The 25,832-nt window shown below is 30.2% G+C and carries 23 protein-coding genes and 3 pseudogenes; 19 read left to right on the top strand and 7 right to left on the bottom strand.

Annotated elements, in window-relative coordinates; genetic code table 11:
• Positions 1-226: 226 nt before the first annotated feature.
• Positions 227-1,465 carry an NAD-dependent dihydropyrimidine dehydrogenase subunit PreA gene (gene preA / locus KPL37_RS15635; protein ID WP_216150876.1) on the bottom strand — a complete coding sequence of 413 codons (1,239 nt, stop codon included), beginning with the start codon at positions 1,463-1,465 and terminating at the stop codon, positions 227-229.
• Between the two features lie 4 nt (positions 1,466-1,469).
• Positions 1,470-2,774 (bottom strand): FAD-dependent oxidoreductase, encoded by a 1,305-nt coding sequence (locus KPL37_RS15640; RefSeq protein WP_216150877.1) that lies wholly within the window; start codon positions 2,772-2,774, stop codon positions 1,470-1,472.
• An 842-nt stretch (positions 2,775-3,616) separates the two neighbouring features.
• On the opposite strand from KPL37_RS15640, the gene KPL37_RS15645 reads away from it, so the two are divergent.
• Positions 3,617-4,246 carry a class I SAM-dependent methyltransferase gene (locus KPL37_RS15645; RefSeq protein ID WP_216150878.1) on the top strand — a complete coding sequence of 210 codons (630 nt, stop codon included), beginning with the start codon at positions 3,617-3,619 and terminating at the stop codon, positions 4,244-4,246.
• Positions 4,247-4,459: 213 nt separating this feature from the next.
• On the opposite strand, the gene KPL37_RS15650 is transcribed toward KPL37_RS15645, so the two are convergent.
• Complete coding sequence (locus KPL37_RS15650) at positions 4,460-6,331, bottom strand: fibronectin type III domain-containing protein (RefSeq protein ID WP_216150879.1); 1,872 nt, start codon at positions 6,329-6,331, stop codon at positions 4,460-4,462.
• A gap of 307 nt (positions 6,332-6,638) precedes the next feature.
• On the opposite strand from KPL37_RS15650, the gene KPL37_RS15655 reads away from it, so the two are divergent.
• From KPL37_RS15655 to KPL37_RS15680, 6 genes are all read left to right on the top strand, one after another.
• The gene (locus KPL37_RS15655) at positions 6,639-6,998 is read left to right on the top strand and encodes an HsmA family protein (RefSeq protein ID WP_216150880.1); all 360 of its coding nucleotides are present in this window, start codon (positions 6,639-6,641) and stop codon (positions 6,996-6,998) included.
• Positions 6,999-7,158: 160 nt separating this feature from the next.
• Positions 7,159-7,605 carry a MarR family winged helix-turn-helix transcriptional regulator gene (locus KPL37_RS15660; protein WP_216150882.1) on the top strand — a complete coding sequence of 149 codons (447 nt, stop codon included), beginning with the start codon at positions 7,159-7,161 and terminating at the stop codon, positions 7,603-7,605.
• A gap of 20 nt (positions 7,606-7,625) precedes the next feature.
• The gene (locus KPL37_RS15665; protein WP_216150884.1) at positions 7,626-8,423 is read left to right on the top strand and encodes a nitroreductase family protein; all 798 of its coding nucleotides are present in this window, start codon (positions 7,626-7,628) and stop codon (positions 8,421-8,423) included.
• 152 nt (positions 8,424-8,575) lie between these two features.
• Positions 8,576-9,280, top strand: coding sequence for a DUF1361 domain-containing protein (locus tag KPL37_RS15670; RefSeq protein ID WP_216150886.1), 705 nt, complete (start codon positions 8,576-8,578; stop codon positions 9,278-9,280).
• Between the two features lie 165 nt (positions 9,281-9,445).
• Entirely contained in the window at positions 9,446-9,592 is a 147-nt protein-coding gene (locus tag KPL37_RS15675; RefSeq protein WP_216150887.1) for a hypothetical protein, read from the top strand.
• Positions 9,593-9,781: 189 nt separating this feature from the next.
• Positions 9,782-10,213 (top strand): hypothetical protein, encoded by a 432-nt coding sequence (locus KPL37_RS15680; protein WP_216150889.1) that lies wholly within the window; start codon positions 9,782-9,784, stop codon positions 10,211-10,213.
• 243 nt (positions 10,214-10,456) lie between these two features.
• On the opposite strand, the gene KPL37_RS15685 is transcribed toward KPL37_RS15680, so the two are convergent.
• Complete coding sequence (locus KPL37_RS15685; RefSeq protein ID WP_216150891.1) at positions 10,457-11,314, bottom strand: cation diffusion facilitator family transporter; 858 nt, start codon at positions 11,312-11,314, stop codon at positions 10,457-10,459.
• A 285-nt stretch (positions 11,315-11,599) separates the two neighbouring features.
• Here KPL37_RS15685 and KPL37_RS15690 point away from each other — a divergent pair, with 285 nt between their 5' ends.
• Positions 11,600-12,193 (top strand): glycosyl-4,4'-diaponeurosporenoate acyltransferase CrtO family protein, encoded by a 594-nt coding sequence (locus KPL37_RS15690; RefSeq protein WP_216150893.1) that lies wholly within the window; start codon positions 11,600-11,602, stop codon positions 12,191-12,193.
• A 9-nt stretch (positions 12,194-12,202) separates the two neighbouring features.
• On the opposite strand, the gene KPL37_RS15695 is transcribed toward KPL37_RS15690, so the two are convergent.
• Positions 12,203-13,483 (bottom strand): HD-GYP domain-containing protein, encoded by a 1,281-nt coding sequence (locus tag KPL37_RS15695; RefSeq protein ID WP_216150895.1) that lies wholly within the window; start codon positions 13,481-13,483, stop codon positions 12,203-12,205.
• A gap of 520 nt (positions 13,484-14,003) precedes the next feature.
• Between KPL37_RS15695 and KPL37_RS15700 the strand changes: the two genes are divergently transcribed.
• The 6 genes from KPL37_RS15700 (at position 14,004) to asrC (ending at position 20,166) form a co-directional block, all read left to right on the top strand.
• The gene (locus tag KPL37_RS15700) at positions 14,004-15,722 is read left to right on the top strand and encodes a methyl-accepting chemotaxis protein (RefSeq protein ID WP_216150907.1); all 1,719 of its coding nucleotides are present in this window, start codon (positions 14,004-14,006) and stop codon (positions 15,720-15,722) included.
• 285 nt (positions 15,723-16,007) lie between these two features.
• Entirely contained in the window at positions 16,008-16,514 is a 507-nt protein-coding gene (locus KPL37_RS15705) for a GNAT family N-acetyltransferase (RefSeq protein WP_216150909.1), read from the top strand.
• Positions 16,515-16,586: 72 nt separating this feature from the next.
• The gene (locus tag KPL37_RS15710) at positions 16,587-17,273 is read left to right on the top strand and encodes a Crp/Fnr family transcriptional regulator (RefSeq protein WP_216150897.1); all 687 of its coding nucleotides are present in this window, start codon (positions 16,587-16,589) and stop codon (positions 17,271-17,273) included.
• Between the two features lie 132 nt (positions 17,274-17,405).
• Positions 17,406-18,413 (top strand): anaerobic sulfite reductase subunit AsrA, encoded by a 1,008-nt coding sequence (gene asrA, locus KPL37_RS15715; protein ID WP_216150899.1) that lies wholly within the window; start codon positions 17,406-17,408, stop codon positions 18,411-18,413.
• The gene (gene asrB, locus KPL37_RS15720) at positions 18,414-19,205 is read left to right on the top strand and encodes an anaerobic sulfite reductase subunit AsrB (protein WP_216150900.1); all 792 of its coding nucleotides are present in this window, start codon (positions 18,414-18,416) and stop codon (positions 19,203-19,205) included.
• A 13-nt stretch (positions 19,206-19,218) separates the two neighbouring features.
• Positions 19,219-20,166, top strand: a complete 948-nt coding sequence (gene asrC / locus KPL37_RS15725; protein WP_216150901.1) for a sulfite reductase subunit C — start codon at positions 19,219-19,221, stop codon at positions 20,164-20,166.
• A gap of 42 nt (positions 20,167-20,208) precedes the next feature.
• Here asrC and hcp (KPL37_RS15730) read toward each other — a convergent pair.
• Positions 20,209-21,925 (bottom strand): annotated as a pseudogene (hcp, locus tag KPL37_RS15730) (hydroxylamine reductase).
• Positions 21,926-22,032: 107 nt separating this feature from the next.
• Positions 22,033-22,749, bottom strand: a pseudogene (locus KPL37_RS15735) (DUF438 domain-containing protein); the annotation flags it as partial.
• A gap of 47 nt (positions 22,750-22,796) precedes the next feature.
• Here KPL37_RS15735 and KPL37_RS19880 point away from each other — a divergent pair.
• The 5 genes and pseudogenes from KPL37_RS19880 to KPL37_RS15755 form a co-directional block, all read left to right on the top strand.
• A pseudogene (locus KPL37_RS19880) lies at positions 22,797-23,000 on the top strand (hypothetical protein); the annotation flags it as partial.
• 187 nt (positions 23,001-23,187) lie between these two features.
• Positions 23,188-24,834, top strand: a complete 1,647-nt coding sequence (gene hcp / locus KPL37_RS15740) for a hydroxylamine reductase (protein ID WP_216150902.1) — start codon at positions 23,188-23,190, stop codon at positions 24,832-24,834.
• A gap of 153 nt (positions 24,835-24,987) precedes the next feature.
• Positions 24,988-25,188 (top strand): hypothetical protein, encoded by a 201-nt coding sequence (locus KPL37_RS15745; protein ID WP_216150903.1) that lies wholly within the window; start codon positions 24,988-24,990, stop codon positions 25,186-25,188.
• A gap of 40 nt (positions 25,189-25,228) precedes the next feature.
• On the top strand, positions 25,229-25,390 hold the full coding sequence (gene rd, locus KPL37_RS15750) for a rubredoxin (protein WP_216150904.1): 162 nt from the start codon (positions 25,229-25,231) through the stop codon (positions 25,388-25,390).
• A 116-nt stretch (positions 25,391-25,506) separates the two neighbouring features.
• The gene (locus tag KPL37_RS15755; RefSeq protein ID WP_216150905.1) at positions 25,507-25,695 is read left to right on the top strand and encodes a ferredoxin; all 189 of its coding nucleotides are present in this window, start codon (positions 25,507-25,509) and stop codon (positions 25,693-25,695) included.
• Positions 25,696-25,832 lie beyond the last annotated feature (137 nt).

A 25,832-nucleotide genomic window follows, 5' to 3' on the forward strand; every position in this document is an offset into this window, starting at 1 on the left:
AAGTAATTACAAAGTAACAATATCTATAAACTATATTAACAGTTTTTCATAATTAAATAATTCAATTATTTTGCTTAAAGAAAGAGAATACACAAAATAATTTACACCCTCTTTTGGTTGGTGTTTACTTCTAGCAATTATGTCTATGCTTATAATTTATTGCTTAAGAAATGTTCATTTAAATGGGTTCCCTTTTAGAATTCCAGAGGTGGTTGTATGCATCATATTAAAGAATTAGATCTTTTTCTACACCTAGATCTTTAAATTTAATTTCTCCTTTTGTTATACAACCTTCTATTGGGCAAATTAATGAGCATAAGAGGCATCCTACACAGTTATCTTTATTTAATGATGGTGTTCTGCTTTTTTCATCCCATTCTATTGCTTGATGAGCTCCATCAAAGCATGAAATGTAACATCTTCCACAACCAATACATTTTTCATGGTCAAAGTTTGGGTATACTATGTAATTTCTATCTAGATTCTCAGCTGGAACTATGTTATCAAGTGCAATACCAACTAAATCTGAAAGTTTTTCCACACCCTTTTCGTCCATATAGTATTCTATTCCACTTATCATGTCTTCAACTATCCTATAACCATATTGCATTATAGCAGTTGTAACTTGTAGATTTGAAGATCCAAGCATTATGAATTCAAGTGCATCCTGCCAAGTTTCTATTCCACCAATGCCACTAATTGGGACGTTCTTAAGTTTAGGTTCTTTAGCAAGTTCATTTATAAATCTTAATGCTATCGGTTTAACAGCTTTGCCTGAATATCCGGATACAGATGACTTACCATTAATTATTGGAAGTCCTATTTTTTTATCTAAATCTACTCCAGTAATACACTTTATTGTATTTATAGCAGCAATGCCTGTAGCACCACCTTCTAATGCAGCTATTGCTGGGATCGTCATATTTCCTATATTAGGAGTCATTTTAGCAAGTATGGGAAGATGAGTTCCTTTTCTTACTGCCGTTGAATATTTTTTAACTAATGCAGGGTTTTGACCAACATCACAGCCCATAGAATGACTTGTCATCTGTGGACATGAAAAATTGCATTCAATAATATCTGCTCCAATTTCAGTAACAAGTTGTGCAAGTTTAGTCCATTCTTCCTCGTTTGATCCCATTATTGAAGCTACTAATACTTTATTTGGATAATTTTCTTTAAGCTTTTTCATATCAGCAAGATTTTGCTGGACTGAATGTTCTGAAACTTGCTCCATATTTTTAAATCCTATAAAAGGAGTACCTTCTTTTCTATTAGCATCAAAACGTGGTGATACTTCTTTCATTTGTTGCATAGCCGAGGTTTTAAATACTATTCCACCCCAACCTGTTTCTAACGCTTTCGCACACATTTCATAATTATTCCCGACTGGGGATGATGCTAAGAAAAATGGATTTTCACACTTCACACCGCAAAATTCTATTGAAAGATCTTTTTTTCTCATAACTCTATGCCTCCTTAGTTGATGACAGACTAATTGCTCCCATAGATCCTTTTTTTGAAGTTAAATATTTTTCTATTTCATGCGCAACTAACTTACCTGATGCAACAGCTTGTACAACTGTTTTATCACCGCAAATAATATCTCCTGCTGCAAATGTATCTTCTACATCTGTCCTACAGTTTTCTGTAGCAACTATTCCTTTTTTATTAACCTTTACATCGACAATAGTTTTTATATCTTCTGATTCCTGTCCAACTGCAAATATAACCATATCTGCTACAAGTTCTAATGCGGATGCATCAAACATTCCTTCTGCTTTAAAACTAACAACTTTACTATTTTCCCCTATTATTTCTGATGGTTTAAACCCTGTAAATATAGGGATATTTAACGATTGAACGTGTTGTCTTTCGCCTACAGTTGAAGGCATTTTTTCTATAGTTCTTCTATAAACTATTTTTACATCTTTGGAGCCAAGTAATTTTGCAGTGGATGCACAATCCATAGCAACGTCTCCACCACCAATAATTACTACATGGTTACCAATGATTATATTACCATTTTTAGTTTTAGCATCTGAAAGAAAATCTACACCATTTACAACGCCATGTAAATGTGAGCCTTTAACGTCTATAGTTTTTCCATTTTGATTTCCACAAGAAAGTAGGAAGGCTTTAAAACCGTGTGATCTAAGAGTATCTATTTTAACATCTTTTCCTATTGTGCAATTTGTTTTAAAATCTACACCTAATTCTTTTATATAGTTTATTTCATTTTGTACAATTTGCTGAGGTAAACGCTCAGGTGGTATTCCATAACTTAACCATCCACCTAATATATCTTTTTTTTCAAATACTGTTACTTTATATCCTTTTAATGCAAGTTCTGCAGCGGCTGTAATGCCACTTGGACCAGATCCTATAATTGCTATTTTTTCTTTTGTAGCTTCAACTTTATCTAGCACTTTTAAGTTTATACGTTCTTCATAATCAGTTAAATATCTCTGAAGAGCACCTATTTTTATAGGTTTGTCTATGCCACATCTGCTACAAGCACTTTCACAATACTTGTCATAAGGGCAGACCCTAGCACATATGCCACCAAGAATATTGTTTGTTCTTATTGTTTCCACTGCACCTTTTGGATTACGAAAACGAAGTGAGCGAATAAATTTAGCAGGATTTGTACCTGCAGGACAAGCTTTACTACAAGGTGCATCATGACATAAAAGACATCTTGTTGCCTCTTCTATTGCTAAAAAAGGTGTTAATACTTGAGTTGTTTCTTTCAAATATAATTCATTATCCATATAGAATTCATCCCCTTAAGAAAATACATTTATTTAAAATATAAGAATATATTTAATTGTTTGTATATGTTTTGCTTGTTAATAGATTAACACTCCTTTCATAATAGTTCAATTCTATAGGTCATATTTCTAGTAAAGACGTTATTCTTTAATATTTTTATTATTGTTTTTGTCTATCCAAGTCCCACTTAAATTTGCTAAAACATTTGAATATGGTCCATTGGTTCTCGAGAAGTTTAGAATATCTCCTTTTGATATATGAGTAAATCCATTTAGGTTCTTAGCTTTTTTGAAATACCTTTCATATTTTCATCTCTTTTCGTAAATTATATAACTATAAAATAAAAACTTGTCTGTAATTATATATTACACTATACGCTTATCATAAATTTATGCCAATCAAAAAAATATTTGGATGCCACTTTCCGTGTGGGTGGCACCTAAGGTTGTCTATGTTAAACCGTTAAGAAATAGACAAATGATAATCCAAAGTATAAAACACTAGAAACTAAAATTATCAATATTCTCAACTCCTTTTTATTTATTAAGAAACTAAAACTTGATGTAACTTATTGTTATATAGAAATTGTAACTAAAAAATGTATTGTTATTATCAAGCAATTATATTAAATTTATGTGATTTATATTAAATCACTGGGTGTATGAAACAGCTTCGAAGAAGATGCATTGACAATTTCAGAAGGAGATTTATATTAAAAATTGTAATATGAACATAAATAGATTATAATATATTAACATACAATTGATTATCATTATCATTATCATTGTAAACAAAATTAATGTCTATAATATTTATAGATAATAAAGAAAGGTGGAACATTATGAGTGAAATTGCAAAAAGATTAAATCAATGTAAAAAGCCAACTGGTGAGATAGGAAAAATAATAGCTGAAGACATGAATATAGCACATTTTGAACTAACTAATTGGGGATTTGAGAAAATAAATATTAAAAAAAATGATGTAATACTAGATATAGGTTGCGGTGGTGGTAGAACAGTAAATAGAATGGCATTAATGGCAACAGAGGGTAAAACATTTGGTATAGATTATTCAACAGATTGTGTAAAATGGTCAAAAGACTATAATGAAAAACTTATTAAAGAGGGTAGCGTAGAAATTCTACATGCAAGTGTAGAAAAAATTCCATTCAAAAATGATAAATTTGACATTATATCAGCAGTAGAAACTATTTATTTCTGGCCTAATCTTGTTGAAAGTTTTAAAGAGGTAAAAAGAGTTTTAAAACCATCAGGAAAACTTATTATAATATGTGAAATGTATTCTAGTGAAAGATTTAAAGAAAGAAATGATGAGTTTGTTGCAATATCAGATATGGAGATACATACTCCTGAAGAATTAAAAGTAATATTAGAAAAAGCTGGGTACAATAATATAAAAATAGATCTAGTGGAAGATAAAAATTGGTTATGTTGTGTATGTGAAAAGTAGAGATATTAATTAGGATACTAAAAAACCGTATGTGATTAAATTCACATCCGGTTTTTAGTATTCATGATTTGAGAAATAGCTTATATGTAGATCACTTAACAAGATGCTTGATATAAATTAGAAAAGTTGTATTTTAATTATATTTATCCTGATTATATGTATATGATTACTGATTTTATCTATATAACCAGTGATATTTATTGTTAATAAAACCTATAGTTTTGCAGGTACTACAACACTCCAATTGCCATATACTTTTGTTTTTCCTACAGTGAAGTATGGTCTTATTTTGTAGTAATAAGTTTTACCTTTTGCTAACCTTGAATTTGTATAATAGGTAGATGACATACTTGATACAAATGTGTAGGTTCCTCCACTTGAGGTAGCTCTAAATAATTCATAAGCATTTGCACCTGAAGCTTTATTCCAGGAAAGTCGAATACTTATAGAACTAGTTTTAGCAGCTTTAACATTTGTTGGTGCAGCAGGTACTGGTTTTGAGCTTATTACAGATGAACAATTTCCATACACTTTTAAATTGTCAATTACCATATATGCTCTAACTTTGTAGTAATAATTAGTATTGATTGTTAATCCAGTATCTTCAAAACTAATACCCGTGGTGTCCAATAGTAAAGTGTATGGACTATTACTTGATGGTGATTTGTAAACTTCATATCCAGTTGCCAAGGGTACGGCACTCCAAGTAGTATTAATACTACTAATTGAAGAGGAAGTTGTTTTTAATATAGGAGAAGATGGTATTGCCATTGCGCTTATAGGATCTGAAAAAATACTGCACATTTTTACAGTGCCAACCATTCTAAATGCCCTAATTTTATAGTAATAAGTACTGCTTGTTATAAGTCCAATATGGTTATAATTATTGCCAGTAGTACTAGATAGTAGGGTATATAAACCATCACTTGATGTTGCACCGTAAACTTCATATCCATTTGCTCCAGCTACAGTGCTCCAATTAGTATTAATACTGGTATATGAAGATGAAGTCGCTTTAAATGACGTCGGCAATGATGGTATTGGCTTTGAGATGTCTACATCTGAAAAGCTACTATGTAAATTAACCGAGCCAACTACCTTATATGTCCTAATTTTATAATAATAAGTCTTATTTGTTATAAGTCCAGTATTGTTATAACTAAGGGCAGTCGTCCTTGATAGTAAAGAGTATGATCCAGTACTTGATGTTGCTCTATAAATTTCATAACCAGTTTCGCCGGCTACAGCGCTCCAATTAAGTTTGATACTGCTATATCCAGATGAAGATACAGTAACTTTTGTGGGTGGAGTAGGGGTATGCATAAATGATGCAAAAGCGTCTGTGGCATAAGTTGAACCCATGTTTCTTATATGAACAGAAGTGCCTTGGTTGTCTGCAACGTATGCCGAAGTATAATCTCTGTCAGTAACCCACCCCATAAATACAAAGGTATGAGTTGGATAACCTTGCCCATTAGATACTGTAAAACAAATACTTCCTGGTGTAAGCTCTTTAATATTAGATGAGGATACCCATGCATTAGAACGTAAATAATGTATATAATCCAATGTATTGCACATTGACATTGGAACTCCTCTACCTATTCTTCTCATTGCTTCACTTGAAAAGTACACACAATTATTTGATGAATCTCCACTATGTAGTTCAATAGCCTTGTTTAGTACATTAACTATGTTAGCAGATGAGCTTAAATATGTTGATAACTTTGCTCCAATCGCCGTTTGTTTAAGTCCTAATGCTGAGAGTTTAGCTGTATCTTCTGTAGTTAGACTATATAATGCTATTTTTGCTGTTGACGCTATTTTAGAACTTTTTTTTTCTCCCATCTCTTTAGATGAATCTGACTTTTTAGCAGCTATTCTATCGATTTCTTCTTGTTTTGCTTTATTTGCAGCAATTTGTGACAATTCGCTAGGATCCGTTTGATTAACTAAGGGTTTTAGTGTATCATTTTTAGTTAATGCATATGCTTTGTCATTACTTGAAATTCCTCCAATATTAGTACCTAAGAGTACCAATAATGTTAATGATGATGTTATTATTATTGTCATTATCTTTTTCACTTCTGCTATTCCTCCAGATTTATTAGTGATGTTGAAATTGCTTCTCTACAACCTAATCAAATAATTTTATTTGTATTGTTTTAATAAGATATGAATATAATTATTATTTTTCACCATATTAAAATGTTTACATACATTATTTATTCTAGAATTTTACACAATAACCCTTTAATTTTCGTGTTGCAAAAACAGACAAAAACCGCAAACTCAATTATTTTGGTTTTGACATGTAAAACTATGTTATTGTATAAATATTAGTAATGGTGCAATATAATGGCATCTATAAATTAAAAAAGGGGGGTGAAAAATGTTAGTTATCGCAATAATTTTAATAAATTTAGCATTGATATTTTATACTATTTCTATTTTAAATGAAGTCAAAGAAAAAACTTTACTTCCTTGGCACGTTGTTATACTTTGTATAGGTTTAACCTGTGATATATTAGGAACTTTAATAATGTTTGAACTTGGTGGGGGTATAGTAAAGACGGGAATACATGATATATTAGGATTTGTTGCTTTGTTACTTATGATAGTGAACGCAATTGGTTCAATACTTGTATTAAAAGAATATAAAAATTTACTTGATAAGTTTTATATTTTTAGTATATTTGCATGGATAATTTGGATTATATCTTATATTTTAGGTGTGACTACACATATGTAAAACTTGATGTACCTTAGTGATATAGTTTAATTCATATCCATTTTTTAGGATGCTTGCTTTCGGAAATAAATTATATGGGGAGCACGTAACAATAAACTTGACATAGCTTCAATTTCACTATATTATATGTATATACATATATAGTACTGGAGTTGAATTTATGTGTAGTTTAATTATACATGATAACAAAAATTCGCAAAGTTGTGCTTGTGGTAATTTAAGAAAAACTACCCGAGCAATTACTCAGTTTTATGATAAAATGCTTCAACCAACAGGACTTCGTAGTACTCAATGTTTGCTGCTATTGGATATTTCTTTTAATAAAAATATTTCTGTTACGAGGCTTGGTAACATTTTACGCATGGATCAAAGTACTGTAACGAGAAATGTTGAGTTACTTAGAAAGAGTGGTTATATTGATATTAAGAAAGAAGAACAGGACTGTAGGAAAAAATGCATAACTATAACAGATAAGGGAGTAAAGACTCTTGATGCTGCTATACCAATATTAAAGGAAGCACAAATTAAGATTGAGGATGGTATTGGTAAAGATAGAATAAAAGAATTATTAAAAACATTAAATGATATTGAAAAATTAGTAAAGTAAATTTAAAGGGGATAAATAAAATGGGTCTTATAACAGTAAATGAAGAAAAATGTATTAAATGCGGACAATGTATTAAGGAATGTCCATCATTTGTTTTAAAGATGGGAGAAAAGGGTCCAGAAGAAGTAGAAAATACTAGTTGTATTGCTTGTGGACATTGTGTTGCTGTATGCCCAACTGAAGCTATAGATAATAAAAAAACACCACTCGCAGAGCAAATTGATGCAAAAGATTTTCCTAAGCTAAATGAAGAGCAGGCTGAGCATTTTTTAAGAGCGCGTCGTTCAATAAGAAGTTATCAAGATAAATCTGTATCAAGAGAAAAATTAACGAAATTAGTTGATATCGCAAGGCTAGCTCCTACTGGAAGTAATAGTCAAGGTATATCATTCGTTGTAGTTGAGGACAGAAAATTAGTTGAAAAAGCCGTTCAACTTACTATTCGAATGATTGAAAAATCTCCACTAAAGGATTCATTAAAAGGATTAATTAGATTATACAGGGAAGACGGAGTTGATTCAATTTTGCGTGGTGCGCCAAACTTAATTATGACTACTGCTGACAAAGGTTTTTCAAATGGTAGGGCTAACTCTATTTCTTCTTTGACTTATCTAGAATTATTTGCTCCTTCACTAGGGCTTGGAACTTGTTGGGCTGGCTTTTTTGAGTATTGCGCAGCTATGAAGGGTTCACCAATGCTTAAATTATTTAATATACCAGAAGGAAAAACCATAACAGCAGCTGTTATGGTTGGATATCCTAAGTACAGTTATAAGAAATTAGTGGACAGAAATCCATTAGAGGTAACTTATTTATAATATTATTAATATCGAATAGACAGTTTAATATAACTGTTTATTCGATATTTTTTTTATAATTTAATTAATTAAAAATATTTTGAATTTGTATATAGAATTTATTGTGAAAATAGTATAATTAATTATATTAGGTTAGAAAGGGTGATTTGGATATGAATTTAATTTTAAAAAAATATAGTGGCTTATTGTTTTTTATGTTTGTATATTGTGTACTCTGTTTCTTTATGATAATTAATGATCATAGTTTTTTATATCTTATGCTTACTTGGAATATATTTCTTGCTATGTTGCCATTGTTTTTTATTGAATTATCAATACTAGAGAATAAAAAAAACAAATATATAGGTGCAATTATTTTTGGAATACTTTGGCTTATATTTTTTCCTAATTCTGTGTATATGGTTACTGATGTTATCCATATATCTAGTGACAAATTAGTGTGGTATGATGCAGCAGCTCAGTATTCATTTAATAATGGAATTATTTATAGTAATGATATAATACATTGGGTTAAACTATTTGTTATTGGTATAGGAGTTATTTATGGAGTGCTAATTGGAATGGAATCACTTAATAGATTTTATCGTTTTGTAAATCAAAAGAGATCGAAATTAATAAGCTACTTAATCATTGTTGGAGTAGCTTTAATCAGCGGATTAGGAGTTTATATTGGTAGGTTTTTGAGATTTAATAGCTGGGATTTACTTAGGCCGATGTCAGTATTAAGGGGTGTATTTACTAATATAAATAAATTTGCAATTGAGTTCATGTTTGCTTTCGCTGGATTTATTTTAATAATGTTTCTATTTTACGTCTTGTTTCGTAAAGTTATTACAGGGAGTTCTGAGCAAGAATAAGTTGAATTATGAAATTATGATTTCGCTATATTAGAGGGAAAAGTGAAGTTAATATAGAATATATATAAATGATAATAAAAATAAAAACGGTTATTTTACTCCAGGTTTTATTAATACTATAGAAGATGAAAACTATAGAAAAGAATAAGTAGGAGGGTGAATAATATGAATTATGAAAAATTAAGAAAAGATTTATTAAAAAAGCTAGGTACATCAAAAATTACGTCTTTAATTTTAACGAAAAATAGTCCAGATGAAAAACAACTTCTTCGATTGGCTAAAAAATATAATTTTAATATTTCAGAGTATTAAGTTTTTAATTTACCAGAAAATTTGAAAAATGAGATTATAAAAATAACCATACTATTAAATTTAGATGGTTATTTTTATATGCTTTTATAAGTTAAAAGGAAACAAATACGTTGGTAGAGTATTATGATAGATAATAATTAATGAGTCGAGGATAAAAGGCTTAAAAATATGAATTACATGGAGGTATTCATGAAGATAGCTAATTTAGTTGTAGAAGGTAAAAATATTAGAAAAATAAGTGACATTTTATATAATCACCAAGATGATTTTTATAGGGGTAAACCTTATATGTACAGTGATAGAAATATAATAGTACTAATGAGAGAACGGTACTATAAAAGAATTTCATCATATATTATGTCAGTAATCTTTATGAAATTTGTTAATGATAATAAGGTTGAAATAGAAATAGCTTGCAGTGGAGGGCGAGAGGGAATACTTATGCTAGACTATGGTGCGCAGAAAAGTGAAGATGCTGACATAGTAAATCAAATTATAGAGGTATCTAGTGTTTATTTGTGGGAGATAACAAAAATGGAACCCCAAGATCTTTTGGTATCAGTTAAAGATGGTATAACTAATAAAATCAAAGAAAAAATTAATAATCCTTTTAAAAAATAATCTTATAGAATGTATATAACACTATATACATTAATTAATTTATGGGTTAGGTGTATTACATTTTAATGGAGTTTGATTAATTATAACAGTAGCTAAAGGTTTTATATATTTACACTACAGGATATTATACTATATTATAGCAGATGAGATAATATTACGGTAGCAAAAGCACTATCTAAACAGTTAGAGACCAAACAGTTATGGCAGAGTTAAGCATGCCATAACTGATAAGCTAGTTTCTTCTTATGGGGTATCTGGTTCTATATGAATTAATACATAGGATCCTCCAGGAAAAATATCTTTTATTTCTTCTTCAACTTTATCAGAGAGGTTATGAGCATCAACTAGTGAGGTGTTTTCTACAACATGCACATTTACATTAATTTCGCGGGTCGGACCACTTTTCCTAGTCTTTAAGTTATGATATTTAGTAATTTCTTGATGAGAGTCAAGTATGTTTAATATCTTTAAAATATCATCATCCGGAAGCTTAGAATCTACTAAATCATTTAAAGATTTTTTGATTAAGTCTATAGAAGTCTTAATTATTAGGAATGCAACAAATATAGCAGTAAGTGGATCGATAATTGGTATATTTGTTATTTTTAATAATACAAGCCCAAGAAATACTCCAATAGAGGTGTATACATCTGTTAAAAGATGCATACCATCAGCTTCTAGCGCTATAGAATCTGTTTTTTTTGCTGTTTTTAATAGGATCATTGAAATAAAAAAGTTAACTACAGCAGCGAGTAACATTACTAATATGCCTGCACCTACATTATCTACAGTTCCACCTTTAAGAATTCTTTTTATGGCTTGATAGATAATAAGCGCGGCAGCAAGTAAAATTAATAAAGCCTCGACGAAGCCGGACACATCTTCATACTTGCCATGTCCAAAGGGATGACCATCATCTTCAGCTTTGGAAGCTACTTTAATGGAGAAAAAAGCAATAAGGCTTGCTAAAAGATCTATAGAAGAATGGATTGCTTCAGAAATAACACTAACTGAACCCATTAATACACCAACTATTACTTTAAAAAATATTAACGCAGTATTAGAAAATATAGACAATGCTGCGGCTTTTTGCTTATCCATTATTATTCAGTCCTTTCAAAATAATATCAATTGATAATATAATTTAATTAAAATAACTTTTCAAAGAAATTATATTAATAAATGAAAGCTCGTTGTTTATTAATGTATTTAAATATAGTATATGGTTTAAAAGACTGGTTGCTACTGGTTTAAGTATAATTACCAAGTATAGCAAAAAAAGTTGATATTTAATCTAGGGTATTATTTAAAAGATTCAAAGGGGTGGTATTGTGATACTATAAAAGAGAACTTGCTTACGAATAAAAGAAAGGTGGCAAATGCAACATGATCAGAGTAAATAAAAACACATTTATAAAATGGATTAGTGTATGGATGACAACGTGTGGGGTAGTTTTATTTATTTTATTTCCATTTATTGACATGGGTACTTTGTTATACAGTATTACGCTTAATCTTTTATTGATGATTTGGATGTCCATAGTAGAAACATTACTAATACCGGAACTCAAATCATCTTATTTTGATAGTCATCCTATTGAAATGGAAGGAAAAATATATAAGTACATTGGTGTTCATATTTTTAGAAAATTACTAGTATTTAGTGGCTGGGAGAGAAGTAGAAAAAAAGAAAATCCTATTAGAAAATCACTGATTTTATTGGAATATTATGAATACAGAACTAGAACTTCTGAATTTGGACACACAATTATCGCTATTATAATTTTCTTTATTTCTGTATATGTTTGCAAGGCATATTCATATAAGAATATAATATGGTTAACGGTTTTTAATATATTTTTTAATATATACCCTATTACAGTTCAACGGTATAATCGTCCACGAGTGCGTAGAGTGATTAAAAATCTTAAATTAAAACTTAAGTTAAAAAATTCTAAGATAGTATATAAAAATTGGTAATAAAATGTTTTATATATTACGCTTACTCTCATGAACTATTGATAAAAAACGTGTTTCATAAAAACCTAATGCTTTAGATTGTCTTATCTTTACTTGTGTATTTATAACTTCATAGTTGTCGAATAGTAATTCAACAATCCGTTTATCTAATAAATTCTCATTTGCTTGTGTTTTTATAATCTTATAAATTTCGTTTTTATTCATCCCTTTTCTATAAGGTCTATTTTCGGATATTGCTGTAAATATATCTGCAACAGCCATTATTCTAGAACCGGTACCGATTTCTTCACTAGTTAAGTGAAATGGGTACCCGCTTCCATCTAATTTTTCATGATGATAAGCTGCCCACTCAGCTATTCGTTCCAAACCACCAATTGAATTTAAAGTTCTAAATGTATGATACGTATGACACCTTATAATTGCAAACTCATCAACCGTTAATTTGTCAGGCTTCTCAAGAATACTGTTTGGTATTACTAATTTGCCTATATCATGGAAATTTCCAGCAATCCTCATTGACTTTACATCTAATGCTGCTAGTCCTAGCAATTCAGATAATTTTACTGCACATTCTGATACACCTGATGTATGAGTAGCAGTAAATCTCGACTTAAAATCTATTAGATCTCTATACAAATTGGAGATTAATGATACATCTTCTAATTCTATTTGCATGTTTTTAAACTGCCCATGATTCAATAATAACGAATATAACCTAGGAGAAGTTAAATCTAGCCAAAATTCTTCTCTTTTAGATAAATCAAGAAAATAGGTTACTATATTCTTATGTATTACTGTACCTGACAATCTTTTTATTTCTGAAATTATATCGTTAACTTGATGTAAGATATATTTATTTCTATTTACTAATCTCTCAACATAATCAGATAACAAAATGATCTGAGAAGAAAAAACTACTGGATTATCTATACCATCATTCCAATCATTCCAATTTCTATGATGATTTCTTACTATCTTTGAAATCTTTCTTAACCATGGTATTTGTTCTAATAATACTTCACCTCTTATTGTATGAATGTTTTCATCTATTTTTTGAAAACTGTGAATGGCTATTTTTTCTTCTACGGAGATGGCACCAATATCATGCAATAATGCAGCAGTGAAAATATTCTCTGTAATTTCGGGCCCTAAATTGGCTGTTTTGGATAATTCGAGAGCAATAAATGCTGTTCTATGTTGATGTTGCGCAACCAAGGGATTTGCTAAATCTGCTACTTCTGATAAAGATAATAGTAAATTACCTAAGTTTACAGATAATTGACTCTTCATAAAATCATCTCCTTAAATTTGAAACTATTTATAGTATAGTTATATCTATGCTTTTTATATATATGATAAGAATTTGAGGTTATTCTAAAAAATTATTTATCATAAATTCATTAGCTATTTAAAATCATATAACTTGCTATTTGCAATTTACCATTATTTTAGCTAAATATTTTTGAAGTAAATTATTTTCTACACGAATTTTTTTTAGTTTGTTATAAAAACTTTTAATGTTACTTATTACAATTTGATTATATATTTACATAAAATACTGTAAAATGGATTAATGCAAATAATTTGTAATTTTTAAAAAATATGTTTGCGAAGTCATAAAATGAGTAATACTATACTACTATAACACGAGCTGAAAAAAAATTCATTACAATTTTTTGCAGCGTTTTATTATTATACGTAATTATGTTAACCTTATTTATAATAAATTCAAATATAAAACAAAGTAACAAATTGTTATAATAAAAGAATTTCGAAGAATATATTATCAAAAAAGAAGGGAAGTGTTAGTATCAAATTTTTTGTAAATTTAAAGGTAAAGAAAAAGCTTATATCAGTATTTTCAGTGATTTGTATTTTTATAGTTTTAATAGGAGCACAAGGTATAATAAGTTCATCAAAAATAAATGATGGTTCTAAGTTTATATATAGTAATAGTTTAATATCAATTAACGATCTTCAAATAATCAAAGGGAACATCAATGAAATGAGAGGAAATATGCTTACAATTGTTTTTGAAAGAGATGAATCAAAATTAGATGCACAGATAAAGAACATAAATAATCTAACCAATGAAGATATAAAAGTTCAAAAGGAATACGAGAGTCTACCTACATCATCAATAGAAGAGGATAAAATTTATACTGATTTTACAAATGATTTAATAAAATATAGAGAGGAAAAAGTTAAGGTAATAGAACTTGTAAAAGCTAAAAACTATGGAGAGGCAGTTAAGCTTTTTAATTCTAAAATGGCTCAAGTAAGAATTTCTATGTTTGAAAAATTAGATAAATGTATCGTATTAAATCAGCAATCGGCGACACAAGCAAATTTAGATAATATAGCTCAGTTTAATAAGGTTAGATATACAATAATAATTTATACAGCTATAGCATTTTTTATTATAATTTTTATGGCATATATATTAAGTAAAAACATAATGAATCCATTAAAAAAAATAAAAGAGTTAGCAGATAGGTTATCTTCTTACGATTGCTCAATTCCAATTAATATTACAAGGAAAGATGAATTTGGGCAAACAGCTGTAGCTTTAAATACAGCACAAGAAAATGTAAATAGTTTAGTAAAGGTAATTATAGAAAATGCACAGGATTTAAGTGCATCTTCGCAGGAACTCTCAGCTACGGTTCAAGAATTATCTTCAAAATCAATAATTATAGATGAATCAGTGGATACTATTGCTGCAGGTATGCAAGAGGCTAGTGCTTCCTCAGAGGAAATAAGTGCATCTGTTGAAGAAGTAGACTCAAGTATTAAGTTATTAGCCACAAAGGCGATGGAAGGAAGTAACAATTCATATAAATTTAAAGAAAGAGCTACTGAGGTTAAAAATAATAGTCAAAAGGCTATCAACGTAACTCAAAAACTATATACGCAAAAACAAACGAATATGGAAAAAGCAATTGAAGATGGAAAAGTAGTAGACAATATAAAAGTTATGGCAGATACTATCGCAGGTATAGCATCGCAAACCAATCTTCTTGCATTAAATGCTGCAATAGAGGCAGCAAGAGCTGGGGAACAGGGGAAAGGGTTCGCAGTGGTAGCAGATGAGGTAAGAAAACTTGCAGAGCAGTCAGCGCAAGCAGTAATAAATATTCAAGATACTATTGTTAAGGTTCAAGGGGCATTCAAAAGCAGTATTGATACAGGTAGTGATTTATTAGAGTTTATAAATACACATGTTCATGAACAATTTACTGCATATGCAGAAACAGGAAATCAATATTATAATGATTCAGATTTTGTAAGTAAAATGTCTGAGGAAATAGCAGCTATGTCTGAAGAGATTACAGCAACGGTTGGGCAAGTAAGCCAAGTAGTTCAAAATATGGCTGAGTCTTCACAAAGCTCAAGTGAAGAAGCAAGTACAATAAAAGAGAGTATTAATGAAACGTCACAAGCTATAGAGCAAGTGGCATTAACAGCACAAAGCCAAGCAGAACTTGCTCAAAAATTGAATGAAATAGTTCAACAATTTAAAATTTAAAGAAAAAGGCATACTTTTGCTATAAAAGTATGCCTTTTTCTTGTTAAACTAACTGTTGATATAAGCTTAAATATCATGATGATTATTTAGGTGGTTAAAAATGAAAAAACAACGCTTTACTTATTGATCTTATTATATTAATATAAAAAAAGCGGTATATGGAAAAATAAAATTTATTGTGTGCCAGGAGGTAGGATGTAGATGACTAATAAAGAAAAAGTAAGTTTAAGGTTAAAAGAGCTTTCAATAGAGATGGATAGTAAAAATGACTATGGGATAACTGCAATGGAATTTAGAAAAGCAGTTGAAACAGATACTAATGACATAATGAGTATCATTATGCAGGCACAAGCATACTTTAAAAAACATGGGATAAACCAATGGCAGAATAACTATCCTAATGTTGAAATAATACGTAATGATACTAATAATAAAAATGGTTATGTACTGTTAAAAGGCGATAATATTGTTGCTACTGCAGCAATTTCTTTTGATGGAGAAAAAACATATGATTCTATTTATGAGGGGCAATGGATTAGTGATAATGAATATGCAGTTATTCATAGAATCGCTGTTGACAACAATTATAAAGGATTATCTTTATCATCACAGATTATCAAAAATACAGAGCAGATTTGTTTAAGTAAAGGTGTGTACAGTATAAAAGTGGATACACATGAAGAAAATTTATCAATGCAAAAGATGCTTAAGAAAAACAAATTTCAGTATTGTGGAATAATTTATTTAGAAAATGGAAGTAAAAGAATAGCTTATGAGAAAATACTATACTAAAAAATAGTCGCAAATAAGTAAAGCTACTTGAATGATGAGATATTTAAAATAAGATCATGAGGAGAAGTTAAAATGTCACAAGTAACACTTAAACAATTAAAAGATCTTTCGTTGTTTGAATGCATTGAGGATAAGACTTTAAATTTAATTAAAGAGAGTATTAGTATAAATAAGCTAAAAAAATCACAAATATTATTTTCTGAAAGGCAGAACATAGATTATATATATATAGTCCTTGAAGGAAAGGTAACCATGTACAAGTTATCGGAAAAAGGTCGTAAGAGAGTTGTTTACATTTTAAATAAGGGCGAAATCATAAACAATGCAAATTTTGATGAATACACTTCGTCCATAAACTGTGAAGGATTTGAAGATAGTGAAATAATAGGCATATCAAAAATAGAATTATTAAATATTATGAAAGTTCATTTTAAGCTCACAGAAATGATCCTTTGTTCTACGAGTAAGAAGATAAGAAGATTATACAGACAGATTAAAAACACAATTCCTATTAAAATGGACAAAAGGGTGGCAGCTAAATTGTGGAAACTCTCAAAAGACTATGGGGTAGAAACTCAGGAGGGAACTTTAATAGATGTTAAGATAAACGTAACGTATTTAGCTGATATGTTAGGTAGTTCACGCGAAACTATTTCAAGGGCCATAAAAGAGCTTCAAATAGTAGGTATGGTTAAAATTAAAAATAGAAAATTTATAGTAAATAGAGAGAAATTAAACGAGTATTTTAAAAGTGTGTGATGGAAGTCACATACTTTTATTTCTTTTTGAACTACAATGGATTTAAGTAGTTCTAAGTTTAATTTAAATAGTGAATTAATTAACAAAGATTGATAATTAAATAAAATTATTACAATGGAGGGTGTTACATTTATGGGCTTTAAATTAAAAATAGAGAAGTTTGATGAGTATCTTGAAATATTGCGACATGAATATAAGGTATATGCGCCAGTAAAGCTTAGGGGAAAAGGAACTTTTACGGACACTGATACTATTAGGTATCAAGAGATAAAAAGTATAGAAGAAGTAGAGTTTGATTTAAAATCTAGTTTTTCACCTAAAGAAATAATACTTCCAATTACTCAAACCTTATTTTACTTTACTGAAAAGGATTGCATAGAGCCAAAATTCGATGAGAAAAAAATACTAATATTCCTAAGAAGTTGTGATGTCCATTCAATGATGCGATTAGATGAAATTTATTTAAGAAATGGAAATGAGGATTATTATTATAAGACTTTAAGAGAAAAAGTTAAATTTGTACTTATGGGTTGTAGTGTAAGTTTTGAAAACTGTTTTTGTGCTAGTATGGGATCAAATAAAACAGAAGATTATGATATGTACAATAAAATTCAAGGTGATGAGGTCTTTGTGAATTGTAAATCGGAAGAATTAATGAAATATTTTAATGAGGATAAAGATTGCGAGGTAGAAGTAGAACCTGAATTCGTTCAGACTAATGAAATAGTGGTTACTATACCTGAAAACTTAGATCAAAGAGTCAATAAATCTAAAATGTGGGATGAATATTCGCAAAGATGTATTGCTTGTGGAAGGTGTAATTTTGTCTGTTGCACTTGTACTTGCTTTACTATGCAGGATATTTTATATAAAGAAAATAAAAACGTAGGAGAAAGAAGGCGTGTATGGGCATCTTGCCAAGTAGACGGGTACAGTGATATGGCAGGCGGACACGGCTTTAGAAAAGACAAAAAAGACAGAATGAGATTTAAAATTATGCACAAGATATATGACTTTAAAAAGAGAACCGGATATCATATGTGTGTAGGTTGTGGTAGATGTGATGATATATGTCCTGAATATATATCTTTCTCAAATTGTGTAAATAAACTAAATAAAGCAATGGATGAGGTGGAATAAATGAAAAATATATATATTCCTTTTATATCTAAGATACTTAAGATAAGTAAGCATACAGAAACTGATTATACATTTAGAATGGAATTTCGCGGTGATGTAAAACCTGGACAATTTTTCGAGGTTTCTATACCAAAGTTTGGAGAATCACCTATATCAGTTAGTGAAATAGGTGAGGATTATGTAGATCTTACAATAAGACATGTAGGTACAGTTACCGATGTAATTCATAGCTTCAGCGTAGGAGGAACTTTGTTTTTAAGAGGTCCTTATGGTAATGGATTTGATATTGAACTTTATAAAAATAAAGAAATTATTGTTGCAGCGGGTGGTACAGGGCTTGCACCTGTAAAGGGAATAGTAAATTATTTTGCACAAAATCCTAAGCAGTGCAAAGATTTTAATTTAATGGCGGGATTTAAGTCACCTGAGGATATTTTATTTAAAGAAAATTTTAAACTTTGGGAAAAGAATATTAGTGTAACTTTAACTGTTGATAATGCAGATGTGGGATACCCTGGAACTGTAGGACTCATAACAAAATATATTGGAGGTATTCCAGTAGATAATATTGATGAAGTACAAGTTATTGTAGTAGGTCCCCCAATGATGCTTAAGTTTACAGTGGCTGGATTTATAAAAAAAGGAGTAAAAGAAAAAAATATATGGGTATCTTATGAAAGAAAGATGTGCTGTGGAGTTGGCAAATGTGGACACTGCAGAATTGATGATACGTATATATGTTTAGACGGACCTGTTTTTAACTATTTGGATGCAGTTCATCTAGTAGACTAGAGGGGAGGAAATTATGGATATAAACACTAAATTACTTAAAAAGAATGCATATAGAATAACTAAGAAAAGAGGTAAAACCGCAATAAGAATAAGAGTACCAGGAGGACATATTGAAGCTAAATATTTGGCAGTACTTCAAGAAGTAGCAGAAACTTATGGAGATGGAAATATTCACATATCTATAAGACAGGGTTTTGAACTGACCGGTATTGATATAGCTAAAATACCAGAAGTTAATAAGATGATTCAACCAGTTATAGATGGCTTTAAAATAAATCAAATTTCACCAAATACGGGGTACTCAGCTGCAGGAACTAGAAATGTGTCAGCATGTATAGGTTCAAATGTCTGTCCTTTTGCAAATTATAATACTACTGAATTTGCGAAAAAGATTGAGAAAGAAATCTTCCCTAATGACTATCATGTAAAGGTAGCTTTAACAGGTTGCCCCAATGATTGTATTAAAGCTAGGATGCAAGATTTTGGAATTATAGGAATGACAGAGCCACAATATGAATCTTACAGATGTATAAGTTGTAAATCTTGCTTAACTAATTGTAAACTAAGGGCTGGGGATGCACTTAAAATGGAGAATTATAAAATAGTAAGAGATCGCGATAAATGTATTGGATGTGGAGAATGCATCGGAAAATGTCCAACTAGTGCTTGGAGTAGAAGCAATGAAAAATATTATAAACTTGTAATAATGGGTAGGACAGGAAAGAAGAAACCTAGACTTGCTAAGGATTTTATAACTTGGGTAGACGAGGAAAGTATTATTAAAATTATAAAAAATACTTACTCGTACATTGAAAAATATATGGACGTAGATGCACCAGGAGGAAAAGAACATATAGGTTATATTGTTGATAGAACAGGGTACCCGGTTTTTAAGGAATGGGTTTTAAAAGATGTAAACCTGGGCGAAAAAGCTAAGGTTGAAGAATTTATTAATTGGTAATAATAAAAAGTATGCAGAAATTTTTTCTGCATACTTTTTATGTTAATTACCCATAAACATATTTATATCGTCATCTACATTACTTATTCCACCAATACCAAAGCTGTCTACTAATACCTTTACCACGTTTGGTGATAGGAAGGCAGGTAGGGTTGGTCCTAAGTGAATGTTTTTAACACCTAGATGCAATAATGCAAGTAATACTATAACTGCCTTTTGTTCGTACCATGCAATATTATAAGAAATAGGAAGTTCGTTTATATCATCGAGTCCAAATACTTCTTTAAGTTTAAGTGCTATTACAACTAATGAATATGAATCATTACATTGACCAGCATCTAATACTCTTGGAATTCCACCAATATCACCTAAATCTAACTTGTTATATTTATATTTTGCGCAACCTGCTGTAAGTATAACTGCATCCTTTGGTAGTTTTTCAGCAAATTCTGTATAGTAATCACGGCTCTTCATTCGTCCATCGCAGCCTGCCATTACAAAGAATCTCTTTATTGCGCCGATTTTAACAGCGTCCACAATTTTGTCTGCAAGAGCTATTACTTGATTATGAGCAAAGCCTCCTACTATTTCACCTTTCTCAAGTTCCTTAGGTGCTGAGCATTTTTTAGCTTGCTTAATTATTTGAGAAAAATCTTTCGCTTTTCCATTTATTTTATCTTCTATATGCTTAACCCCTGGAAACCCTGTTACTCCAGTAGTGTATATTCTATCTTTATAAGATGCTTTTGGAGTCACTATGCAGTTTGTAGTCATAAGTATTGGTCCGTTGAAGCTTTCAAATTCCTGGTTTTGTTTCCACCATGCATTTCCGTAATTACCTATCAAGTGCTTGTACTTTTTAAATGCAGGGTAGTAATTTGCAGGAAGCATTTCACTATGAGTATATATCTATTCCAGTACCCTGCGTTTGTTTAAGTAACTCTTCCATATCTTTTAAATCATGTCCACTAATTAATATACCAGGTTTAGTTTTAACTCCTAGATTAACTTTTGTTATTTCAGGATTTCCGTAACTAGTGGTGTTAGCCTTATCAAGTAACGCCATTGCATCCACTCCGTATTTACCGCATTCAAGTACTAAAGCTATAAGTTCATTAACTCCTAGAGTATCGTCCAATGTAGAAGCTAATCCTTTTTGAGTAAATGCATGAAGTCCTTCATCGTCATATCCAAGGTTATTTGCATGCTTAGCATAAGCAGCCATTCCTTTAAGTCCATAAATTAGAAGTTCTCTTAAAGATCTTATATCCTCATTCTGTGTTGATAGTACGCCGACTGTTGCTGCTTTTTCATCAAATGCTTTTAAGTCATTAGAAAACCAAACTGCTGCATCAGGTAAGTTTAATTCCTCCTCGAAGCTAAACCCAAAGGTATTAAATATCTTTTTAAGCCAGCTAGCGTTTTCGCCTTTATCACTTAACTTAACACCTGCTTTAAGAAGTTGATTCTTTAAACCGTCTCTTAAACTTAAACCTTTTCTAATCCTTTCAATAAATACATTTCTATCAAAATTTGCATTAGTTATAGTTGCAAATAAACTTTCCATTATAAAACGATCTACTTCTTTATTAACGATACCATTTTCTCTAGCGCGCACTCCATATATAGATATTCCTTTAGTTATATAAATTAGTAAATCTTGAGCCTTTGCGAGGCTTTCGGTCTTACCACAAACTCCCTTTATTGTACAACCTGTGCAGTTAGCTGCTTCTTGACATTGATAACAAAACATAGCCATATAAATAACCTCCATTTTTTCTTTCGCATGTACTGTTCGTGCCTGCTTTATGAGATTATTATACAACCTTACAATTTCATTGTCGGTAACATATGTTACTATACTAATTATTTATTATCTTCAGGCGTAAATCCACAATAACCTATTTCATCACATCTTCTCTTCATATCATCCCAGATGTCTTTCCCCTGTATAGATTCTATCGCTGTAGGATATAGAATATAGTTTTCTTTAAATATATGATCTCTCATGTTAAATATAATATATTTTGCGATCTCATCTACTTTTTCTTTGAATTCATTGAAGTTTAGTTCAGAGGCCTCTTCTGCTGCGACTTTTAGAAACTCTTTTTTAGCTTTTATATCTTCATGTTCCATTCTCATAATTCGAGTTGGTCCAGTAATTTCTATGCTTTCCATCACAGTAAACAACACTTTTTCTTCTCTTTGGTGATGATTTTCTGCATCTAATATATTAAATATAATAGTCTTTAATTCCTTAATTTCTTCTAAACTATTAATATACTTTTCAGCCTTTTGGATTTTAGAATTAACTTCTTCAAGCTGTGTCAAGAATTCAAGAATTTTGTCGTGTTCAGCAATAAGGGTATACACAACATGACCTGGTTCAATTTTTGTTTTAATTTTATCAAGTTCGTCTTTTAAAACTTCCATGTGTATATAACAAAGATGTCTTAAATCTTGAGGCTTCATTCCTTTTTCTATTAAATTTTGCTCTGCAATTGAAAGTTCAATGGGACTTATATTTGAAACAATATCTAAGGCTTCTTTTCTTAAAGCTTCAGTTATACCTTCTTGATTTAGTTTTTACAATATAAAATTGTAACTTACGTTACGGTTTTTTTAATAGTGAGCATGATGCAGCTGGAAATATAATTAAAGAATTAGAGAAGATAACTAGAGACTTTAATGCTCCATAAGGCGCGTGTATTTCTTTCAAAATTGTATATACAAAAATTCATGACTTAGAAAAAGATCTATTCATTCACATTTATCTTGAAAATAGTGTTTTATTTAATATGCTTCAAGAGAAAAAGTGTTGCTCTATAAATTAAGTGATCTATTAAATTCAAAAACTCCATCATGAGAAAATCCATGAGGGGGTTTTTAAGTTTCTTATTTATATATTTTAGATGAAGAAAACCGTTTAATTTATTATGAATTAGACCCTGTATTGTATATTTAAGTTATAAAAGTGCAAACTAATATATAGAATATATCATAAAATTAGGAGGATTACATATGCAAGGAAAAATGTTTTGTTTTCAATGTGAACAAACTTTCGGTGGAAAAGGCTGTACAAAAGTAGGGGTTTGTGGTAAAACACCAGAGATTGCAGCAATGCAGGATTTGCTTATATATCAATTAAAAGGAATAAGCTGTTACGCTTCTAAACTTTTAGCAAAAGGTGAAAAAGTTGATAAGTCATTGGTATCATTTGTTGAGAATGCATTGTTTATGACATTAACTAATGTAAATTTTGATCCAGAATCTCATATGGAGATGCTAAGAAAATCTCAAGTTAATAAAGAAGAAATCAGAAAAAAAGCGTCAGGCGAAAATGTGACCAGTGAAGAGGCTCTATATAATTTAAGTGATACAAAAGAACAAATACTTGAAGATGCTAAAAAGGCAGGTGTCATGTATGATCAGGATTTAGATGCAGATATACGTTCTGTTCGTGAAACTATAAAATATGGATTAAAAGGAATTGCAGCGTATGCACATCAAGCTAGATTTATTAAATATCAAAGTGATGAGGTAAATGAATTTTATTTTATAGCTTTAGCAGTACTTACTGATGATAGTTTAAATCTTAATGATCTTATAGGGTACCTAATTAAAACTGGTGAGATGAGTGTTAAGGTTATGGAAGTATTAGACAAAGCGAATAATGAAAAATACAATTCTCCTACACCTACAAAGGTAAATGTAAATATTAAGAAAGGTCCATTTATAGTAGTTTCAGGCCATGATTTAAGAGACCTTGAAATGTTACTTGAACAAACAGAAGGCAAGGGGATAAATGTTTATACTCATGGTGAAATGTTACCTTCTCATGGATATCCAAAACTTAATAAATTTAAACATTTAGTAGGTAATTTTGGAGGCGCATGGCAAAATCAACAAAAGGAGTTTGATGGTATACCAGGTTGTATTTTAATGACAACAAACTGCTTAATGAAACCAAGAGATTCTTATAAAGATAGAATTTATTCCACAAGTGTTGTAGGGTGGGAAGGATTAAAACATATATCTAATGATGAAAATGGATATAAGGATTTTTCTGAAATAATAAACAAAGCTCTAGAACTTGGTGGATTTGAAAAAGATGAGGAAGTTAAGGAAATAACAGTAGGATTTGGACATATTGCAACTTTAAGTCATGCAGGTGAGATAGTCAATGCAGTTAAAGAAGGCAAAATTAGACACTTCTTCTTAATCGGTGGTTGTGATGGTGCCAGACCAGGGAGAAATTATTATACACAATTTGCGCAAATTGTTCCAAAAGATTGTATTATTCTTACGTTAGCTTGCGGGAAATACCGTTTTAATAAATTAGAATTTGGTGAGGTAGCAGGACTTCCAAGGTTACTTGATGTAGGGCAATGTAACGATGCATATTCTGCTGTTAGAATAGCTAATGCACTAGCTGATGCATTTGAATGCACCATTAATGATTTGCCACTTTCGTTCATCATAACTTGGTATGAACAGAAAGCTGTTGCTGATCTACTAGCATTATTGTCGCTTGGAGTAAAAGGAATTTATCTTGGACCAACACTTCCAGCGTTTTTAAGTCCAAATGTATTACAATTTTTAATTGATACATTTGACCTTAGAGCAATAAGTACACCAGAGGATGATTTAGCACAAATACTTGGATAAAAACATTATATTAAATTAAAATAGTAAAGCTTATAATTGTTAAACCAGTTTTAAGCTTTATTATATGATCATAACTATAATAAAACCATAAGATAATTAAAAGTCAAACCACAATAATAATTACCTCAGTAACATATGTTACGGACAATATGGATGGTAAACATTATACTTAACCTATATTTCAATAAAGGCTACGGCATAGAAATACTAATTGATACAGGAGAATTAAAAAATGCAGGGTTTGAAACAATAAACGATGGTATAAGAGAAATGTGGAAACCAGATGATGATGCAATAGTTAGATGCAAAAACTTTTGTGAGAGTATAGGAGCAATTATAGGGGAAACTATATAGTAGTTTATAAATATTAATTAAACTTAAAGGAGATGTTTTGATGGATAAATATGTTTGTTTAGTGTGTGGGTATATTTATGATCCAGAAATAGGAGATCCAGACGGAGAAGTAAAACCAGGTACTAAGTTTGAGGATATTCAAGAAGATTGGGTTTGCCCATTGTGTGGAGTGCCAAAATCAGACTTCGAAAAAGTCGAATAAAATTTCTTATATTGTAATAGTTGCTAATTATGTCTTGTCTAATAGCTAAATATATGAAATGTCATAAAGTAAATATATAGCTAGTAAATAAAAAATATGTTAAAGGAGTGATATTAATGAAAGCTCACGTAGATAAGGATACATGTATTGGATGCGGATTATGTCCAGGGATATGTCCAGAAATTTTTGAAATGGAAGATGACGGAAAAGCAGTGGCATCAACAGATGAGGTTGCAGAAAATCTCGTAAGTAGTGCAAAGGAAGCAGAAGAACAATGCCCAGTGGCAGCCATAACTGTGGAGTAACAATTAAAATTGAGATACATAACAAAAGATAGTGTTAACTAACCTATGAAAAAACTAGATTGAAAATTTTAAGATTTAAATTGTACTTTGAAAAGTGAAAATATATCTAAAAGGAATGAAACATTAGTTTTGTTATC

The sequence above is a fragment of the Clostridium frigoris genome (genome assembly GCF_018861865.1).
GTDB lineage: Bacteria > Bacillota > Clostridia > Clostridiales > Clostridiaceae > Clostridium_AD > Clostridium_AD frigoris.

Bases quoted from the DNA above. Each gene is read 5' to 3' on its own strand.
- preA (WP_216150876.1), bottom strand. From the start codon at position 1,465: ATGAGAAAAAAAGATCTTTCAATAGAATTTTGCGGTGTGAAGTGTGAA.
- KPL37_RS15640 (WP_216150877.1), bottom strand. From the start codon at position 2,774: ATGGATAATGAATTATATTTGAAAGAAACAACTCAAGTATTAACACCT.
- KPL37_RS15645 (WP_216150878.1), top strand. From the start codon at position 3,617: ATGAGTGAAATTGCAAAAAGATTAAATCAATGTAAAAAGCCAACTGGT.
- KPL37_RS15655 (WP_216150880.1), top strand. From the start codon at position 6,639: ATGTTAGTTATCGCAATAATTTTAATAAATTTAGCATTGATATTTTAT.
- KPL37_RS15660 (WP_216150882.1), top strand. From the start codon at position 7,159: ATGTGTAGTTTAATTATACATGATAACAAAAATTCGCAAAGTTGTGCT.
- KPL37_RS15665 (WP_216150884.1), top strand. From the start codon at position 7,626: ATGGGTCTTATAACAGTAAATGAAGAAAAATGTATTAAATGCGGACAA.
- KPL37_RS15670 (WP_216150886.1), top strand. From the start codon at position 8,576: ATGAATTTAATTTTAAAAAAATATAGTGGCTTATTGTTTTTTATGTTT.
- KPL37_RS15675 (WP_216150887.1), top strand. From the start codon at position 9,446: ATGAATTATGAAAAATTAAGAAAAGATTTATTAAAAAAGCTAGGTACA.
- KPL37_RS15680 (WP_216150889.1), top strand. From the start codon at position 9,782: ATGAAGATAGCTAATTTAGTTGTAGAAGGTAAAAATATTAGAAAAATA.
- KPL37_RS15685 (WP_216150891.1), bottom strand. From the start codon at position 11,314: ATGGATAAGCAAAAAGCCGCAGCATTGTCTATATTTTCTAATACTGCG.
- KPL37_RS15690 (WP_216150893.1), top strand. From the start codon at position 11,600: ATGATCAGAGTAAATAAAAACACATTTATAAAATGGATTAGTGTATGG.
- KPL37_RS15695 (WP_216150895.1), bottom strand. From the start codon at position 13,483: ATGAAGAGTCAATTATCTGTAAACTTAGGTAATTTACTATTATCTTTA.
- KPL37_RS15705 (WP_216150909.1), top strand. From the start codon at position 16,008: ATGGAATTTAGAAAAGCAGTTGAAACAGATACTAATGACATAATGAGT.
- KPL37_RS15710 (WP_216150897.1), top strand. From the start codon at position 16,587: ATGTCACAAGTAACACTTAAACAATTAAAAGATCTTTCGTTGTTTGAA.
- asrA (WP_216150899.1), top strand. From the start codon at position 17,406: ATGGGCTTTAAATTAAAAATAGAGAAGTTTGATGAGTATCTTGAAATA.
- asrB (WP_216150900.1), top strand. From the start codon at position 18,414: ATGAAAAATATATATATTCCTTTTATATCTAAGATACTTAAGATAAGT.
- asrC (WP_216150901.1), top strand. From the start codon at position 19,219: ATGGATATAAACACTAAATTACTTAAAAAGAATGCATATAGAATAACT.
- hcp (WP_216150902.1), top strand. From the start codon at position 23,188: ATGCAAGGAAAAATGTTTTGTTTTCAATGTGAACAAACTTTCGGTGGA.
- KPL37_RS15745 (WP_216150903.1), top strand. From the start codon at position 24,988: ATGGTAAACATTATACTTAACCTATATTTCAATAAAGGCTACGGCATA.
- rd (WP_216150904.1), top strand. From the start codon at position 25,229: ATGGATAAATATGTTTGTTTAGTGTGTGGGTATATTTATGATCCAGAA.
- KPL37_RS15755 (WP_216150905.1), top strand. From the start codon at position 25,507: ATGAAAGCTCACGTAGATAAGGATACATGTATTGGATGCGGATTATGT.